This is a genomic window from Methanobacterium veterum (assembly GCF_000745485.1).
Taxonomy (GTDB): Archaea; Methanobacteriota; Methanobacteria; order Methanobacteriales; family Methanobacteriaceae; genus Methanobacterium_D; species Methanobacterium_D veterum.
In genome coordinates this window covers 150,471-166,952 of sequence record NZ_KN050693.1, presented here as the reverse complement: position 1 = coordinate 166,952, position 16,482 = coordinate 150,471, and the positions used below count along the sequence as shown (strand labels likewise).

The 16,482-nt window shown below is 31.8% G+C and carries 18 protein-coding genes; 9 read left to right on the top strand and 9 right to left on the bottom strand.

The annotated features are described in order from the left end of the window. Positions 1-243: 243 nt before the first annotated feature. From EJ01_RS11010 to EJ01_RS10995, 4 genes are all read left to right on the top strand, one after another. The gene (locus tag EJ01_RS11010) at positions 244-876 is read left to right on the top strand and encodes a DUF1523 family protein (protein ID WP_048082932.1); all 633 of its coding nucleotides are present in this window, start codon (positions 244-246) and stop codon (positions 874-876) included. Positions 877-1,645: 769 nt separating this feature from the next. Next, complete coding sequence (locus EJ01_RS11005) at positions 1,646-2,227, top strand: PsbP-related protein (protein ID WP_048082933.1); 582 nt, start codon at positions 1,646-1,648, stop codon at positions 2,225-2,227. 51 nt (positions 2,228-2,278) lie between these two features. Then, positions 2,279-2,788, top strand: a complete 510-nt coding sequence (locus tag EJ01_RS11000) for a hypothetical protein (protein ID WP_048082934.1) — start codon at positions 2,279-2,281, stop codon at positions 2,786-2,788. A gap of 243 nt (positions 2,789-3,031) precedes the next feature. Further along, the gene (locus EJ01_RS10995) at positions 3,032-3,718 is read left to right on the top strand and encodes a hypothetical protein (RefSeq protein WP_048082935.1); all 687 of its coding nucleotides are present in this window, start codon (positions 3,032-3,034) and stop codon (positions 3,716-3,718) included. A gap of 99 nt (positions 3,719-3,817) precedes the next feature. Here EJ01_RS10995 and EJ01_RS10990 read toward each other — a convergent pair whose 3' ends face one another. Beyond that, on the bottom strand, positions 3,818-4,279 hold the full coding sequence (locus EJ01_RS10990; RefSeq protein WP_048082936.1) for an HXXEE domain-containing protein: 462 nt from the start codon (positions 4,277-4,279) through the stop codon (positions 3,818-3,820). Positions 4,280-4,846: 567 nt separating this feature from the next. Between EJ01_RS10990 and EJ01_RS10985 the strand changes: the two genes are divergently transcribed. Beyond that, a complete protein-coding gene (locus EJ01_RS10985) occupies positions 4,847-5,311 on the top strand; it encodes a DUF5518 domain-containing protein (protein ID WP_048082937.1) in 465 nt (154 codons plus the stop codon). 298 nt (positions 5,312-5,609) lie between these two features. Here the strand turns inward: EJ01_RS10985 and EJ01_RS10980 are convergent, their stop codons facing one another. After that, on the bottom strand, positions 5,610-6,644 hold the full coding sequence (locus EJ01_RS10980) for a CorA family divalent cation transporter (RefSeq protein ID WP_048082938.1): 1,035 nt from the start codon (positions 6,642-6,644) through the stop codon (positions 5,610-5,612). Positions 6,645-6,803: 159 nt separating this feature from the next. On the opposite strand from EJ01_RS10980, the gene EJ01_RS10975 reads away from it, so the two are divergent. The 3 genes from EJ01_RS10975 (at position 6,804) to EJ01_RS10965 (ending at position 8,625) form a co-directional block, all read left to right on the top strand. Then, positions 6,804-7,610, top strand: coding sequence for an alpha/beta fold hydrolase (locus tag EJ01_RS10975; RefSeq protein WP_211251464.1), 807 nt, complete (start codon positions 6,804-6,806; stop codon positions 7,608-7,610). A gap of 198 nt (positions 7,611-7,808) precedes the next feature. Further along, entirely contained in the window at positions 7,809-8,375 is a 567-nt protein-coding gene (locus EJ01_RS10970; protein ID WP_084689206.1) for a TetR/AcrR family transcriptional regulator, read from the top strand. A gap of 40 nt (positions 8,376-8,415) precedes the next feature. Further along, positions 8,416-8,625 (top strand): DUF6440 family protein, encoded by a 210-nt coding sequence (locus tag EJ01_RS10965; RefSeq protein WP_048082940.1) that lies wholly within the window; start codon positions 8,416-8,418, stop codon positions 8,623-8,625. A gap of 35 nt (positions 8,626-8,660) precedes the next feature. Here EJ01_RS10965 and EJ01_RS10960 read toward each other — a convergent pair whose 3' ends face one another. The 3 genes from EJ01_RS10960 to EJ01_RS10950 are packed head-to-tail and all read right to left on the bottom strand — an operon-like array spanning position 8,661 to position 9,751. Continuing rightward, positions 8,661-9,047, bottom strand: a complete 387-nt coding sequence (locus EJ01_RS10960; protein WP_245611200.1) for an SHOCT-like domain-containing protein — start codon at positions 9,045-9,047, stop codon at positions 8,661-8,663. A gap of 21 nt (positions 9,048-9,068) precedes the next feature. Beyond that, positions 9,069-9,428, bottom strand: a complete 360-nt coding sequence (locus EJ01_RS10955; RefSeq protein ID WP_048082942.1) for a DUF2089 domain-containing protein — start codon at positions 9,426-9,428, stop codon at positions 9,069-9,071. Positions 9,429-9,436: 8 nt separating this feature from the next. Then, on the bottom strand, positions 9,437-9,751 hold the full coding sequence (locus tag EJ01_RS10950; RefSeq protein ID WP_048082943.1) for a hypothetical protein: 315 nt from the start codon (positions 9,749-9,751) through the stop codon (positions 9,437-9,439). A gap of 530 nt (positions 9,752-10,281) precedes the next feature. On the opposite strand from EJ01_RS10950, the gene EJ01_RS10945 reads away from it, so the two are divergent. Further along, positions 10,282-10,701, top strand: coding sequence for a hypothetical protein (locus EJ01_RS10945; protein WP_048082944.1), 420 nt, complete (start codon positions 10,282-10,284; stop codon positions 10,699-10,701). A 920-nt stretch (positions 10,702-11,621) separates the two neighbouring features. Here EJ01_RS10945 and EJ01_RS10940 read toward each other — a convergent pair. From EJ01_RS10940 to EJ01_RS10925, 4 genes are all read right to left on the bottom strand, one after another. Next, on the bottom strand, positions 11,622-13,103 hold the full coding sequence (locus tag EJ01_RS10940; RefSeq protein ID WP_048082945.1) for an MDR family MFS transporter: 1,482 nt from the start codon (positions 13,101-13,103) through the stop codon (positions 11,622-11,624). 321 nt (positions 13,104-13,424) lie between these two features. Beyond that, positions 13,425-13,901, bottom strand: a complete 477-nt coding sequence (locus EJ01_RS16610) for a PadR family transcriptional regulator (protein ID WP_052376096.1) — start codon at positions 13,899-13,901, stop codon at positions 13,425-13,427. Between the two features lie 621 nt (positions 13,902-14,522). After that, the gene (locus tag EJ01_RS10930) at positions 14,523-14,783 is read right to left on the bottom strand and encodes a hypothetical protein (protein WP_048082946.1); all 261 of its coding nucleotides are present in this window, start codon (positions 14,781-14,783) and stop codon (positions 14,523-14,525) included. A gap of 310 nt (positions 14,784-15,093) precedes the next feature. Then, complete coding sequence (locus EJ01_RS10925) at positions 15,094-16,482, bottom strand: MFS transporter (protein WP_048082947.1); 1,389 nt, start codon at positions 16,480-16,482, stop codon at positions 15,094-15,096.

Sequence of the window (16,482 nt, the reverse complement as noted above, 5' to 3'; positions counted from 1 at the left end):
AAAAATTACCATAAAAAATAGTTTAGGTCCCAAATGGATAATCCAATGCAAAAATGAGAACCTTATTATCACTTAAATATAAGGGCCATACGACTAGAAACAAGTTAGGTTTAACGAAATTAAGCTTAAGTTCTTCATATTTTAATATAAAAGGTAATGTTTTTATTCTTATTCGACAAAGACTAATTTAATTGTCGACGTTTAACGCGAATCATTAAATCAGAAAAAACAAGGAGAATAAAAATGTTTATAGCACCAAATTGGTTAGAAGGACTATTAATACAGGCAGGTATATACATAGGAATCCCTTTACTTATCGCTGTAATTTTAGGGCTGGTAAAATGGAAAAAATTGAAGGATAAACCACATCACAAGGCATATCCTGATGAACCATATTACGAAGAACCCTATTACAATGAATCAAAGAAGTTATCAATAGCTATAACGTTTGTTTTAGCTTTTATGGTATCAGCCGTAGTAATTTATCCACTCGGCTGCGTATACTGGTGGAGTGCATATGAAGTACCATCTGTACAGGAAAAAATAATTACAGTTCAGGGATGGGAACCTAAGGCCGGAATGGTCTCCGGTAACTATGGTGGGATGGTTATAAGCAATGCAGACCAATTAATGCTTGTTGCAAAGGACGGTGAAGGGTTCTTTAATAATGAAAACTTCCTGTTCCAAAAATTCAATACACGGGATATCTTCAACCAGTTAAAAGTTGGGGGAACCTATAAAATCAAATATTATGGATGGAGAAATGGGTACAACAGCGGCTTTCCAAATATATTAAGTGTTGAACAGGTTATAAACGAAACAAATGCAACGAACAATGATTATAATAAATATTTCGGTACAAAATTTGCATACTAAAAGGAGTTTGCAATCCTTTTTCTTTTTAAATTAGTCCGATGTAGTGTTCTAATGGGATTTTAAAACATTAAATAAAGATGTAATTAGAGAAAATATTAAAAAATATTGCTTTTTAGAGAATTTAAAATTATTATTTTCGTTTAATGATTTAAAATTAGATGGAATTGTTTGTAATGATTTTAGAAGTCCATTATGATAAGCTATTTCTTTTCAATACTATTTTACAAGTTTAGGTGTTTTTTTATACCTTTAACTAATTCTGAACAAGTGTAACTTATGTTGAACTTTTTTATAGATTATATTGCAAATTTATGTATTACCAATTAAAAAAACTTCATTATATAACAACTGCATGGTTAAAACAAGCCAAATATCGCCCCAAGAGCCAGCTAAAAATTAAAATGTTAACACCTTTACATTAAATTGCGTTAATAAGATAGCATATGCTATTCTATCTTATTTTTCAACTGTTTTTTATTAAGTATTAATAACTTTTTGTTCTGTTTCCATAATCTTTTTATGTACTTGCGCTAAACTGTCAAAAAAGTAAAATCAATCTTTAAAATAAGAAAAATAAATATCAGAAACAATTAAGTGCTTTTAAAGCTTATTGAATGCTAATTGTTTCTTAGATATTATGGACAGCTTAAAATATTTAGTGTGAAATTGGATTTTAAAAATCTGCCCTTATTTTAAATTGAAAGTGCATATGCAGATTTAGTAACAACTTCAAGTAAAAAAATAACTCGTATACAAGCAGGCGGTTTAAATGCAAAAAAAATATATCGGAATAGTATCAGGGCTTCTAGCTTTTGTTATTTTAACTTCAGGATGCATATACCTTGACAGTTTTACAGCCCCAAATAAAAATTATGGTGTTAATGATACAAGCTATAATACAGTTGCTAACGTATCCACAAAGACATTTTCTGCTCATGGTGTTAGTTTTAAGTATCCCTACAACTGGAGGGTAGATACTGGTAAGAACCCCGATGGAAGCGATATGATTTCTGCCTATGAAGAGGTTGCATTTAAAGCTACAGCGTTTAATATCCAGATAATGAACGATACAGATATATCAGAGCAAACGGTAATCGAGGGAATGCAAAAAAGCATAATTCCTGGAGGAAATAAAACTGCAAGCTATACAATTATAATAGATAACCAAACAGCTTATGAAGATGTGTATGTTGTAAATAACCCTAATTTCAGTAAGTTAATGAGATTTACACTGATTTACTTTGTAAAAGACGGTAAATCATATCTAATTACACTCCAAGCTTCAGATAAAGGATTTGATAAAGAAAAAGCCAAATTTGGCATTATTCTCAATAGTTTGAAGGTTCAATAAGATTAAAATAACTTTTTAATTTCTAAATGAAATATTAAAGGGATTTTAAATATGACAAAACGGCAGAGTTCACGATTTCAAGGTATTATATTTATATTATTAGGGTTATTGTGGCTATTCCATAGTAGTAATGCACCTATAAGTCCGATATTTATTGCCTTAGGCGTAATATTAGCTACTGCAAACTATTTTAAAAGTAATCATAAGGCGTTTTATATTTTTTTAGCACTTGTTTTAGTATTGATGCTGGTTGGAGAATATTTCTTAGCTCCTGTGCAAAATATAACATTATTCTACGTATTAATTGCAGTAATAACCGTAAGCATGTGTATTAACGCTCGTTCATTTATAATTCCAGAAGATAGCCTGACTAAAAAAGAAAAAGTCAGGGGAAAAATTGGGGTAGCCCTGTATGCAATAAGTCTTTTTAGTTTAGCAGGTATTATCTATAATAATTTTGAAATAGTCTTATTTTTGAGCGCTTTTATGTTAATTTTAATAATTATAAGTCTGTTAATTCGTAGGAAAAGAAGTAAAAAGGTGTTTAATGGGCTTGTTTAATATATTTAAAGAACATGATAATATTTATTAAATAATAAAACAATGAAGTAATGTTTACACAAGGAGCTCACCAAGATAAGTATAACACAGATGGAAATTGAATAAAAATAGGTAACTGATGGTCAAAAGGAATTTTATAAACAAAAATTAAATTTATTAAATTTTTGAGTAAAATAGGCCAATTGCGCCCGATATTCAACGATATAACTCATTTAATCATAAGAAATAGGAAGGAGAATAAAAATGTTTGCAGCACCAAGTTGGTTAGAAGGACTGTTGATACAGGCCGGCATATACATAGTAATCCCGTTAATTATCGCTACAGTTGTAGCAGTAGTAAGATGGAAAAAATTGAAGGATAGGGAACCACGTCATAAAGAATCATCCCCTAAGAAACCACATCACAAAGAACCTCATCCTAAAGAGTCACATCACAAAGAACCATATCACGATGAATCACATCACAGGGGACCAAATCATAAGGGATCAATATTTATAACGTTTATTTTAGCTTTTATTGTAGCAGTCATAGTAGTCTATCCAATTGGTTGTGTATACTGGTGGAATGCTTATGAAGTGCCATCTGTACAGGAAAAAATAATTAAAGTTCAAGGATGGGAACCTAAGCCCGGAATAGTTGCCAATGACTATGGTAGAATAGTTATAGACAATGCAAATAAATTAATGCTTGTTACAAATGAAAGTGAGGGATTCTTTAATAATGAAAACTTCCTGTTCCAGAAATTCAATACAAGGGATATTTTTAACCAGTTAAAAGTTGGGGGAACATATAAAATCAAATACTATGGGTGGAGAAACGGATATAACAGCGGATTTCCAAATATACTGAGTGTTGAACAGGTTATCAATGAAACAAATGCAACAAATAATGATTATGATAAATATTTCGGCACAAAATTAGCAAACTAATTAAGGAGTTTGCAATCCCTTTTATTTTTAAATATAATTCGTTATAATGTTCAAAGAAGGAAAATATTACCCTCGCATAAATTAGTAGGGTTTATTCTCCTATAATTTTCCATTTTTCTTCATCTGTATAAATGTTGGAACATACATCACTGCAAAACCAATTACAATAGCCAATATAAAATCTAATGCATTCAGCATTCCAGATCCCCAAAAGCTATAGCAAATATACACTGAAACAGGAGCATATACAGCACTTGCAGTCACAACACCAGGGGAATATTCGCCAGTATACAATGTATACCCTGCATGAATTAAAAAATTTGAAAATATCCATGCTGCAGCGGCCAATCCAAGAACAAGCGTCCACTGGCTGGTGTAAAAGATTGCAAGAGACACTGATATAAGAACATAAACCATGAAAATAACGTTTCCAAGAACGAACTGGCCAAATGTCTCAGGTGCACCAAGATATTTCTTTGCCCATGGCACGAAACGCGGTGATTCCTCTAAAATATGTATAAAATAAGCTACAGGTACAAGCCATAACATATTCAAGTCCATTAAGTCTACCCCCATCTTAATATTAAACATCTTTTTTGTACTCCTGCATAAATAGTTATGCCCATATTTTAAGGAATAAAATTAGCCAATTGTATAAATAAAGACCATTCAATTAATATTCAGAAGATAAATTCAATAATTTATCTTTTTTTAATCATAGCGACCATACAACTAAAAATATTCTATTTATTGTCATGAGGATACTAAAAATAGAGATATTAAAAGCCATTATTTCAAATTGCATTAAAAAAATAATCTGCCTACTTTTAATTTTGTTTAAACATATTATCGCTCATGCCCATAAGGTTGTGTAAATAATATCGTTTCATTTTCGTGTGTCTGGTTAAGTAAATTGCATTTTTTTAAAATCCCATGTAATCAATTAAAATTGCAATTTAACAGGAAGTATAACTCATGCACAGGATCATGGACATGAGTATTAATGATAATATATCCTGCTCAGGCCAGCCAATCTAAAAAAATTCATCTAAGATACTTGAAAACTAAAATTAAAACATGTATATTAATTTATTAATAAAAGATGAATAGTTATAAGAGGTGGTTTAAGTGAATGACTGGAAATCTATAATTTTAGGGATCATTATAGCTCTGATTCTAAGTATAGTCCTGGGAAAAGTTGTTATTGGAGGATTATTTGCGGGAATTATAGGGTTTTTAATAGCCGGGCTAATTATAGGTTATTTAACTGATAGTGAAACTGAACATGTTTCAATTATAGGTCATTTAACAAGCAGTGATAGGGACAATGTTGCAATTAATGGGGCAGTTGCAGGATTTGTAGGAGGATTTATTTTCATTTTAATTGGAGTAATCATGAATACTTTTATTTATAATACTGGAGCATTTACTTTTGATAATAGAACAAATGCAGCTTTGTTTATTATGTTTATTACAGGAGGAATTCCAGTTGGGATAATCATGGGCATTATTTTCGGAATTATATCTGCAGTTGGTGGAGTTATAGGGGTCTTTATTAAAAGATCAAGACCGCCGAAAAAAAATACAGCTTAATTCCATTTACCACTATTTTTTAAACTTTTCAATTAATTCATGATTTTTATTACACTAAATATAACGACCATAGGGCCAAAACTAGTCAATTTTAACGAAATTTAAGCTTTTTATAGTAACTAACTTCCATTATATACATACCTAATAAATCTGTGAAGAGGCTTAATTAAATTTCAAAAAATTTAAATGTAAACCTAATGCAATGATGAACATTTAATAAACTTATTTTTATATATCTAACCTAATTAGTTCTTAAATTAACCTTAAAATAGAATTAATGAATTATAAAATTTAAAAATTATATCCAGTGTCTTCCCCTGAAGTATATGAGCAGGCTGATTATAAGTACAAAATTTATAAGTAAAACAAGTGGGTATGCAAGGGGCAGTCCAAGTTCAGGGATAAACTGAAAATTCATACCATAAATTCCTACAATGAAAGTTCCTGGAGCAAATAATACTGTTACCACAGTTAAAACCCTGACAATTTCATCTAACCTTCTGCTCATTGACGAATTATATATATCACGTATCTCAGTAATTCTACCAGATAATGTGTCAATTCTAGTAACTACTTGAGTTACATGGCTTTGAAAATTCCTTAAAAAAGTGCTGGTTGACTGATTTATTAAAGGTGATTCAGTTAGCTCCATACTGTTGATTATCTGTTGAAGTGGGAGGATGTTATACCTTATTTTATCCAGTTCAGTCCTGTATGTATGAATTAATCTAAAATTTTCGTTAGATGGTTCATCCATTATATTTTCAGCTGCCTTTGAAAGATCACCTTCAAGTTCTTTCAAGGTAATTATTTGAGAATCCAGAATAGTATCTACAAGAGTGTAAGCTAAATAATCAGCCCCCTTAGTCCTAATACTATGTTCACGGACATTTAATCTATTCATTACTGGGTTCAATATTTCAGCATTGTCCGGATGTATTGAAATTACATAATTATTCCCTAAAATGATACTAATCTGTGTTCGTTCTATTCTGGTTTTCTTTTTGACATTTAACGCAATTAATGTTAAATAAATATAATTTTTATAATCTTCAATATCAGGTATATAATCCAATGTTAAAACTCTTTTTAGAACATGTTCATTTAAATTCAAGCATTTACCAAGCTTTTTTAAAGATTTATCTTCTGTAAGATAAGTCATTTTAATCCATGTTGTTTCATTTTCTTTAATTTCTGGACACTCACCAAATATTTCTTCTTCGAAGTGCTCTTCGTTGTATTTTATGATTTTAATTTCTGTTTTCCCAATATTTTCAGTTAAAATATCATGGACCTCATTATTAAATCTTTTAAACCTGGTTTTATGGTTCATTTTTTACACTCTTGATGTAATTAAATTATATATAATACTTTTTATATATTTAATATTATATTATATTTTTTATTGGTTTGTAGAGACTTTAATTAGGTTCGCATAGCCTCCAAGTTGTATTTAGAGCACAGATATTAAATAAAAAGGAGAGATGTCAAATTGATTGAAAGAGAAGGTAAATACGCCAATGTGAACGGAATGAAAATGTATTATGAAGTCTCCGGCAGGGGAGATCCACTGATCGTATTGCACGGCGCTTATATGAACATAATATCAATGGGAGAAATAATCCCCGAGCTCGCCAGGGCCCACAAGGTCTATGCACTCGAATTACAGGGCCATGACCGGACCACCGACATTGAACGCCCTATCACCTATCCTAACCTGGCAGACGATGTAGCTGCTTTTATGGGCGAAGTAGGTCTTAAGAAAGCTGATGTGTTCGGCTATTCCGTGGGTGCTGAGGTTGGACTGCAGCTCGCCGTCCGTTATCCTGAGAAGGTCAGAAGACTTATTGCAGCCTCAGCAGCCTACGACCTTGAAGGTTGGCAGCCGGAGTACAAGGCAGCTATCCCTCAAATGACCGTTGAGATGATTGTCAACATGCCATTTGCTGAAGACTATCGTAAGCTTGCCCCTAATCCCGATGGTTTTCCCGCACTTGTGGAGAAGATGATAGCTCTCGAGAAGGAGCCGATGGCGTGGGGAGAAGATGTTAAAAAATTGAAAACCCCTGTGCTGATCATTGCTGGTGATGCAGACGTGACAACCCTCGAACATACGATAGCAATGTTTCGGCTGCTTGGTGGTGGCATTATGGGCGATATGGGCAAGCCGTTGTCAAATTCACGTCTTGCTGTTATACCGGCGACATCGCATACGGCTGTTATTACTCAGACCGACCTTTTAATTGCTTTCATTGAACCTTTCCTGAAAGGAGAAACACCAAAGGGATTCTTCCAATAGACTAGTCGAGTTACCCTAAGGGCTAACTTAAAATTAAAATGTCAATATGACTGCATTAAATCGCATTAAAGCATTTAAAGCTCCTACAACTTTTTTATTATAGTTATATTCAATTGGCCCTGACACTATAAAACAGATTTTTATTCATCAATACATTTTTATATTAGTACGATCGTACTAATTTTATGAGGTGGAGAATTGGGTAGAAAAGATAAAATTATAGATGCCACAATGGAGTTGATTACTCAAATCGGGTTTTCAAATTTTTCTATTGGAAAAGTTGCAAATGCACTTAACGTAAGTAAAGGTGTTATTACTTATCATTTTCCCACAAAAGACCTTCTATTGAAGGCCGTGGTAACAAAATATTATGAAGAAGCCGCTGCTTATATGGGGCAGCATATGCGTATTGATAAAAGTGCCTGTGATACATTAAACAGTTATATTGAATCTACTTTATTTTTTGTAAATGAAAATAAGGTAAGAACTGTCGCAATAGCAGATATTATATTAAATAGCCGCACCAAAGAAGGAGAAATGCTCTTTAAAGAAGATAAAACAATCTATCAACCGTTAATAGAAATATTTAAGTATGGCCAGGAGATTGAAAAAAGTTACAGGGATTTTTCACCAGAAATTATGGCAAGAAGTGTTAGAAGTGTCATTGATTCTATGAGCTTAGCAATAGCCAGAGAAGAAATTACAGACATTGATGATGTAATTAGAGAGGTACAGAAAATTTTTGAGTCTTCTACATTAAAATAAACTGAAAAATTGTAATTCTTACTAATTAGAGGTTAAAAACATGTTTGGAAAAAAGAAAAATAAAGAAGAAAAAGAAGAAAGATTTAAGGTGATATATTCACAGGGAAAATTAACTCAAATCCAGATATTACAGGACACCGAAACTGGAGTCAATTATCTTATACGTAATGGAGACGGTGGTACAGCAATTACTGTACTCTTAGATAAAGATGGGAAACCAGTTATAACCAACGTAGAATCATATAACTAAATACAATTTATTTTGATTTTTTAATGAACCAGTTCCTACTCCACGTACACCTTAACTCTGGTTTGATTTTCCTCATCTTCCACTTCCACAATTTTTCCTTCTGCCCCATTTTTAACAGCTTCCATAATTTCTTCAATGTCAATTTTATCGAGGCCAGACTCCTTTAATTTAGGGTCATAGGTTTTTGCAAGTTTTAATCCTACATCAACCAGTGCCAAGGGTATGTTAACATTTACCTTTGACTCATTTTCCATGGTTTTTACCCTAACTTTTAACCATTTAGCATTCTTTTTAGGCACAATTTCTTCCTGATTTCTTTCCAGGGCGCTGAGCAGCTCCATTGCCTCAGATGCATCGATTGTTCCTTCTTCAACCATTTCCAAAATTTTTATCCTTTCTTCTGATACGTTTTTAGACATCATCTAATCTCCCCCAATATTTTATTATTCATTTAGTAACTTCAAAGCCTCTTCTTTGCTAATTTCTCCCCGGCTAAGCTTCTCTAAAATCTCTTTTTGATTAACAGCTGGTTTTTCAACTTTGTGTCCCAAAGCAAAAATCACTTCATCCAGTTTATTCCTTACAGTAGGGTAAGATATCCCCAATTCCTTTTCAATTTCCTTGATATTGCCCCTATTTTTAATAAAAACTTCAACGAAGTATTTCTGTTGTTCAGTTAATCTGCAGAACTTGCATAGATCAAATTCACCCTTGATGGTTGTTTCACATTTCCTGCAGTGTATCTCTGTAACTTTAGTTTCACCGCCGCATATTGGACAGTTTCCAGGTACTTCACGCTTCATAAACCATTTCACCCCACTGTGTAAATTTTAACGACTGTATTTCCTTCTTTTTCGTCGTAGGTTTCAATATCCACCATTTCAAACGGTTCTTCCTGTTCCAACTGGTCGATAAGTTGGTCGACATCTTTACAGGTTATGTTCTTTAAAATTGATTCAATATTTTCATATTCAGCAGATTGAGGCAGCCACCCCGTTCTCATTTTAGAAGGGCCGTATTTGATTATAATTTTAGAAATCCATCTAAGCGTTGAAAATCGTAATGCAGGGATTGGAACTGAGAATTTAGATGTTTTAATGTATATTTTTAATTTTTTTGCCTTCATGATACCCTCCCCTTAAAAATATTTATTCATAACTTCAAATAATCAATATTGTGTTAATGCAATTTAATATTCTTAAGTTATACTATATAAACATATTGAAAATATCAATATTAAATTCAATATTTTCAAAGGTTATATCAATATTATTAATATAACCCCATTCCAATGTTTAAATTTTTTATTGAAATATTCCATTTTTTATTAGTTTCCATGCATTTTTTTATTTCAAACTTTATAACCTCAAAAATGAGTTCTACATGATTTAACGGCCATTTCCAGAATGTCACAGGTGTTTCATAGTTTAAAAAAATAATTGTAAATTCCCATTTTTAGATAAAATACAACATAAAATACGGGATAGTTTAGTTACTATGCCTTAAAAAAACTCCATTATAAAAAAATATATCAACTTCATAGTTAAAACTCGTCCAGTTTTACAAATTAAAATACCCAAAACACGGACTTCTTCAAATAATTATATTACCCTGTTTAATACATTGTCTAATTAGACAATATATGGGGAGGATTCAATGGAGGTAAAATATCTATCTTTACTAGGAATTTGTTTTATCTTAGTTATTATTTTAGGAATATCCGGATGTACTAGTTCCAATAATACCAATCCGCAAACTGACATAGCGGTAGACGGAAATCTTAATGGGCAGTGGAATAATGCAGAAAAAACCAGTTGGCTGGTCGCTGGAAATCTAAAAAGTGCAAGTAACACAGATTATTCTCAAGTAACAGTTAAATTAACAGCATATAACAGCCAAAATCAAGTGGTTGGAGAAAATACTGCCACTACAACAATTAGTAACGGATACGGGTCAATTAATGTAGTTATTCTAGTAACAGGCCAGCCGGCTTATACGAATATGACTGTGGTAAATGCTACACAAAACACTGCCAGCGATACAGACACTTCTAAAACCAAGAAAAAAAGAAGATAAGTTATTATTTTCCATTTTTAATTTAATTTTTTCTATAAGCATAGTGGCCATGTGGCTAAAAACAGGTTAATTTTACAATATAAAACCAGCATCAGGTCAAATAACTTTTTTTCAATAAATTATTTCCTAAGCTTTTTAAAATATCAATAACTCCTTATTTAAAGATAATTTTCACAGTTTTAGATGTTCAATTTTGCTTGATCTATTTTAAAATTTCTACAGCAAAAAATAAGTTTTAATGAAATTACCGATTTACTCCATTTAAAATCTATCCTTAAAATGCAACAGACAAATTTTAGGAGATAAAAATAGTTAAATTGAGAAATTTAAGAACCAGTAATCATCATATCCTGCAGTTTATCCCTCCTTGTCCAGAATATAAGTGCAATAATTAAAATTACCCCTACTACAATTATTTTCCCCAACAAGGTATGGAGTTAAACTTTCACTACTTAAGGGATCAAATATATTTTGAACATGATTGCTGCCTGCATTTAAAAGGACCGCATGCCATATACTGCCTGATTTTAATCGCAGCCGCGCTATAAAACTTATACCAAAACTGATATTAAAAACAGGGGTAGTGCATACCATAATGAGGTAATAGAGTTATAGTTAGAAAATATTATTAAAGGGAAATGCCAGACTGCCCATATAATTCCACTTATAATAGCTACTTTTGTAAAAGTAGTTAATTTAGCCAGTTGAGGGGCTAAAAATTCCATTCCCCGCCTCAATAGATCCTTCAGATATAATTAAAAAATAAAAGACACTGCTTAATGCAAAAATAAGCAATATAAAAGTTATTATCGCTTCTTTAACCTTTAAAAATTGCTCTTGTTTCTCCTTAGCAGGTATAAAAATATGTTTACTTAAATAAATATTTATAATTAGTTTTCAAAATTTAAAAAAAAGAAAAATTAAACATCAAACTCTTTCTCCTTTTTTGACTCAGCTAAATCTTGGTAGCCTATTTCTTCTCCATCTATTTCATTGCTCATGCATATATCTTTTAAGAATAGGCATAATACTAGTCCAATTATGTTCATTAGTACTGCTACTGCAAATACATTGCAAATAGCTGTGACAAGTAATGATGATGAAACATGTACCGTATTTTGCAAATTGATGTTCAAAGTCATGTTTGCAATTGTCCCTAGAACAGCTAAACCAATTACGCTTCCAAGCTGTTCGATATACATTGATGATGCGGTTACAACACCTAAATCTCGTTTTGCAACTGAATTTTGAGCTGCAACAGTAAACAACGGCATTGCCAAACCTGCACTTATACCTATGATAATTTCATAAATGATTATTTCCAGGCCGGATGTGTTTGGAGTGAGTGTTGAAAGTAAGAACATACCTGCAGCGCCTATGGCAAAAGATAGGATAGCGAGCTTTTTGTAAGTGCCTGTTTTTGAAATTACCTGGCCGGATAAAACTGCAGTTATGATCATGGTAAACATCAGTGGAGTTAGATATGCCCCCGACGATGAAGGGCTTAAGCCCTGGACTGATTGTAAGAAAAGTGGAATGTAAACCGTACCTGCTAATGTTATAGCACCTAACAAAAATACTGAAACGGTTGAAATAGTAAATACCGAGTTTTTAAATAGATATAATGGCAGTACAGGTTCTTTAGCTTTTCTTTCAGCATATATAAATCCAAAAAACATGATTACTGCAAATATCCATAATGAATCCAGTAATACCTGCGAAATGACAGTATTTTGCTGGCTACAAGTTAAAGCCGCTAAAAATGATGTTAAAGCGCCTGTAAATGTTATAATGCCCAGGTAATCCATTATTTTTTCTTTTACAGTTACTCCAAATTCAGGGAGATATGGAATAATTAAACTTAGTGCTATGATTCCTATTGGAACATTTACAAAGAATATCCACTGCCATCCGAGGGAATCTGTTATAAAACCTCCCAGTGTAGGGCCTACTACAGTTGAAATACCACCTGCAATACCAAATAAACCCATATATTTTCCTCTTTGTCTTGGCGGAACCATTTCGGCAATAATTTTCTTCGGCACGGTCACAATTATACCCGCACCTAACCCTTGCAGTGCCCTAAATAGTATGAGTTCAGTCATATTTTGTGAAAACCCGCAAAGAACGGAACCTAATATAAAGACCAGTAATGCGCATATCAATACTTTTTTACTGCCATAGAAATCAGAAAGCTTGCCTGAAAGCATGGCAGAAATTATTACAGTTGCAAGATAAATCGTAACCGGCCAAACATAGTATTCCAGGCCACCTAAACTTGCAATAATATTAGGCATAGCTGTAGTGGTGATGGTACTATCTAATGAAACTATTAAGAGACTAATTATAAGTCCAGATATGATCAATTTAAAATGTTTTAAAACATCATTTTCTGCATCCATATGTTAATTCACCCATATAATTCGTTCATTTTGATTAAATTTAGATATTGATTAGATTTTTGATTAAAAAACTGATAATTAACTACTTTTCAAGGACTTCTTGTTATTAATTCAATCGTCTATCTGCATTTTTAGTCTTTGTCATATTTTTTGGCTCTAATTTGAAATTTGAAGATAGCTGCCGCTAATTAGCTATAAAAATTAAAAATTAAGTATCAATACCCTCGAAACTTTTGTTTCATGGCATGTGAAAAATCTTTGATTTTTTACGGCTACAAATTGTTTGTAAGCCTTTTTTCAAGCGTTTTTATAATAATCTCATTATTTAAGCGATTCTTTTATTTTTTTAAGTCTTTCAATGAGTAATTCAATTGATTCTTTGTAAGAAGTAATTTCCTCTTTATCAAGCTCTTCCATATAAGATGCATGCCAGTTCATTGCCTCTAATGAATTTTCTACAGAAAGCACTCCACGATCCAATTCATTAGACCTAAAATGTTCAAATAAATTAGTTACTATGATTTTCCCATTCTCAGTTAAATCATATTTCCCATCATCTTGCTTGGTTATTAAACCTTCAGATACCATTTTTTTAAGCATAGGATATACAGAACCCGGCAAAAGTCTTTTTGATTGTGTGCTGCTTGCATGATGCGGATGTACATGAGTGCCTTCATACCATTGAAATTGTAAATCATAATGTTTTTGGACGTTAGCCATAATTTCTACACCATTACTCGGTCCAAATTCACCTATTACATGGAGTATCCACATTCTTAATCCTCCAACCTCTTTCATTCTTAATCCTCCGTTACCATGAAATTTATGAGTTTTTTAAACTATTTTCCACAATATCTTCTTTAAATTTATAGTCTAAATTATGGCTATTATATCAGTTATAAATATCAAATTTTTATATCAAAAATATATATCAAATTTTTGATATCAATTAATTGATAGAGCATTACATATATACATTTCTGTTTGATATTTTTTAAAAATAGCACAACATTTTAAATAATTAAAACACAGTTATCATTTTACTATCTACAATAAGTTGTATTTTTAAGCATAGTTACCCCCAAAGGCACATAAATAATTAATTAATCATAAAAAGTTTAGATGGTTATTTAAACTAAATACTCCCCAGCCTATACTTACACAGTAAAGATAGCAAATTTGAAAATTATTCCAAACTGGTTTTTATTTTAATTTAAGGGAGGAATACCCTAAAGACTACTGATTCCACAAAAAAAGCGGCAAAAATAATATTAATTTCTAATTTAAACTGCTTCCAAAATTAACATGTAGATATCGCATGAAATAAAAAAAATCCATTAACTATTAACTTTTAAAAAGCAGTTTTGGTTTTTTTTTGAATAATCTGAAGGTTTTAAATTTTCAATTAATTCATTTATCTCATTTAAAATCATCTATTTTGTAATTTTTTTGTTTTAGTTCGGCTTTTAATGTTTCTTCCATTTCATCAGCCATTAAAATTATTTCTAAATATTTATCGTTGTCCTGGAATTTACATGCATCTTCTTTGATCCTGCGTATATTTTCAAATGATCTCTGGAATTCATGGGCTTTTTTTGGTTTAAGACGTTTATCTTTAGTTGCAAGTAATCTTAATTTAAAAAGTACAAACCAGAATTCTTCATTTTCATAATATTCCATAATACCAACATTTTATTAAGTTTTAAACATTTTTGTGCTATAATAAATATAGAATTTATTTCATATAAATGTAATATTATTTTATAAATTAGTACTAAATTAATGTAGATACCACTTTAAACCAGCACACAATATAACTATTCATAGATTCTTTTCACATACATCCCCCTAATTTCTATAGAAACATCTAAAAAAGAACATAATATTAGTATTATTCAATTTATCCTGCTAAAAACATGTAAAGTACAATATTAATCATTTATATTTTTATGAAATAAATATGAAAAAACAAAGTAAAATAAAATCTCGTTTATTTTCTATTTCGGGCCAGTGATGCAAAAACTGCTATTAAACTCAGCACTACAGAAATTGTGAAGGTTATCTTAATACTTATTAAAAGTTCAGGATAATTTTGAGGGCTAAACTGGACTGCGCCAATGTAGACTGCAAATATCACTAAAATCAATCCCATACCAAAGGTTTGGCCTAAAATTCTCATTGTACTTAATATTGCAGAAGATAAGCCCATATATTTCTTTTCAACAGACCCCATGATAACGTTTGCATTGGGGGCTGAAAATATTCCAATTCCAATCCCTATAATCGCCAAAGCCAGTATTATAATATATAAACTGGTTTCAGCTGTTATCAGTGCAAGGATTAAGAGTCCCACGGTTATTATTCCCATTCCCATTGAAGCCAATTTTCCAGGGTCAAATTTATCAGAAAGCCTCCCTGCAACTGGAGATAGAATTACCATAAAAATTGTTTGAATTACAAGAATCAGTCCAGCTGTTCTAGGATCAAACCCTTTTATGAACTGTAAGTACAAACTCAGAAGAAAACTCACTGCAAATGTACTTATATAACTTATAAATGTTGCCAGATTAGAGAATGCAAATTTCTTATTTTTAAAGAACAGTTTCACCTCTAAAACAGGATTTTTAACCTTTAATTCCCACATGACGAAGCTTATAAAGCCCATAATTCCTAAAATAACCATTATCATTCCAAGAGTGTCAGTAATAGTTGAAAATCCTATTAAAACCAGTGCAAGCATAATGATATAAAGTAATGTTCCCCAGCGGTCCAGCTTTTCACCTTTACATTCTGCCCATTCATTTCCCTTCATTTTCCAGAATATAAGTACACTTACAAGCAAGCCTAGAGGTACTATTAAATAGAATATACTTCTCCAACCAAGATATTGTGTTAAAAAGCCCCCTAAGACAGGCCCCATGACCAGTCCAGCATATCCCACAGTGAGGTTTATACCTATCGCTCTACCCCTCTCTTGTGGAGGAAATACTGATGTTATCATGGCAAGCCCTGTTACCATTATCATTGCACTGCTGACACCCTGAACAGCCCTGGTTACAATTAAAAATTCAGCTGAGGGAGATACTGCCGCCAGAAATGTTGAGACTGTTAAAATGATAATACCATATGTAAAAATCTTTTTCATCCCATAAACATCTGCAATTTTACCGAAAGGAACTGCAAACATGGCACCTGTTAAAATATATGCTGTTGAAATCCAGCTTAAAAGAATAGCATTGACTGCCAGTTCGTTTGCAATGGTGGGGAGTGCGATAATTAAAGAAGTGCCCATAAATGGGGTTAAAAATGAGGCCATGGTAGCAATCAGTAAAACCGTTGTTTTATCTACTTTTTTGCCATTAGATATTTGTGTTTCCAT

What these genes read in the sequence shown, in the direction of transcription:
- EJ01_RS10960 (WP_245611200.1), bottom strand. Translation starts at nt 9,047, where the DNA reads ATGATGTCTAAAAACGTATCAGAAGAAAGGATAAAAATTTTGGAAATG.
- EJ01_RS10990 (WP_048082936.1), bottom strand. Translation starts at nt 4,279, where the DNA reads ATGGACTTGAATATGTTATGGCTTGTACCTGTAGCTTATTTTATACAT.
- EJ01_RS10955 (WP_048082942.1), bottom strand. Translation starts at nt 9,428, where the DNA reads ATGAAGCGTGAAGTACCTGGAAACTGTCCAATATGCGGCGGTGAAACT.
- EJ01_RS10940 (WP_048082945.1), bottom strand. Translation starts at nt 13,103, where the DNA reads ATGGATGCAGAAAATGATGTTTTAAAACATTTTAAATTGATCATATCT.
- EJ01_RS10925 (WP_048082947.1), bottom strand. Translation starts at nt 16,482, where the DNA reads ATGGAAACACAAATATCTAATGGCAAAAAAGTAGATAAAACAACGGTT.
- EJ01_RS10965 (WP_048082940.1), top strand. Translation starts at nt 8,416, where the DNA reads ATGTTTGGAAAAAAGAAAAATAAAGAAGAAAAAGAAGAAAGATTTAAG.
- EJ01_RS10980 (WP_048082938.1), bottom strand. Translation starts at nt 6,644, where the DNA reads ATGAACCATAAAACCAGGTTTAAAAGATTTAATAATGAGGTCCATGAT.
- EJ01_RS11010 (WP_048082932.1), top strand. Translation starts at nt 244, where the DNA reads ATGTTTATAGCACCAAATTGGTTAGAAGGACTATTAATACAGGCAGGT.
- EJ01_RS11000 (WP_048082934.1), top strand. Translation starts at nt 2,279, where the DNA reads ATGACAAAACGGCAGAGTTCACGATTTCAAGGTATTATATTTATATTA.
- EJ01_RS16610 (WP_052376096.1), bottom strand. Translation starts at nt 13,901, where the DNA reads ATGAAAGAGGTTGGAGGATTAAGAATGTGGATACTCCATGTAATAGGT.
- EJ01_RS10945 (WP_048082944.1), top strand. Translation starts at nt 10,282, where the DNA reads ATGGAGGTAAAATATCTATCTTTACTAGGAATTTGTTTTATCTTAGTT.
- EJ01_RS10950 (WP_048082943.1), bottom strand. Translation starts at nt 9,751, where the DNA reads ATGAAGGCAAAAAAATTAAAAATATACATTAAAACATCTAAATTCTCA.
- EJ01_RS10930 (WP_048082946.1), bottom strand. Translation starts at nt 14,783, where the DNA reads ATGGAATATTATGAAAATGAAGAATTCTGGTTTGTACTTTTTAAATTA.
- EJ01_RS11005 (WP_048082933.1), top strand. Translation starts at nt 1,646, where the DNA reads ATGCAAAAAAAATATATCGGAATAGTATCAGGGCTTCTAGCTTTTGTT.
- EJ01_RS10995 (WP_048082935.1), top strand. Translation starts at nt 3,032, where the DNA reads ATGTTTGCAGCACCAAGTTGGTTAGAAGGACTGTTGATACAGGCCGGC.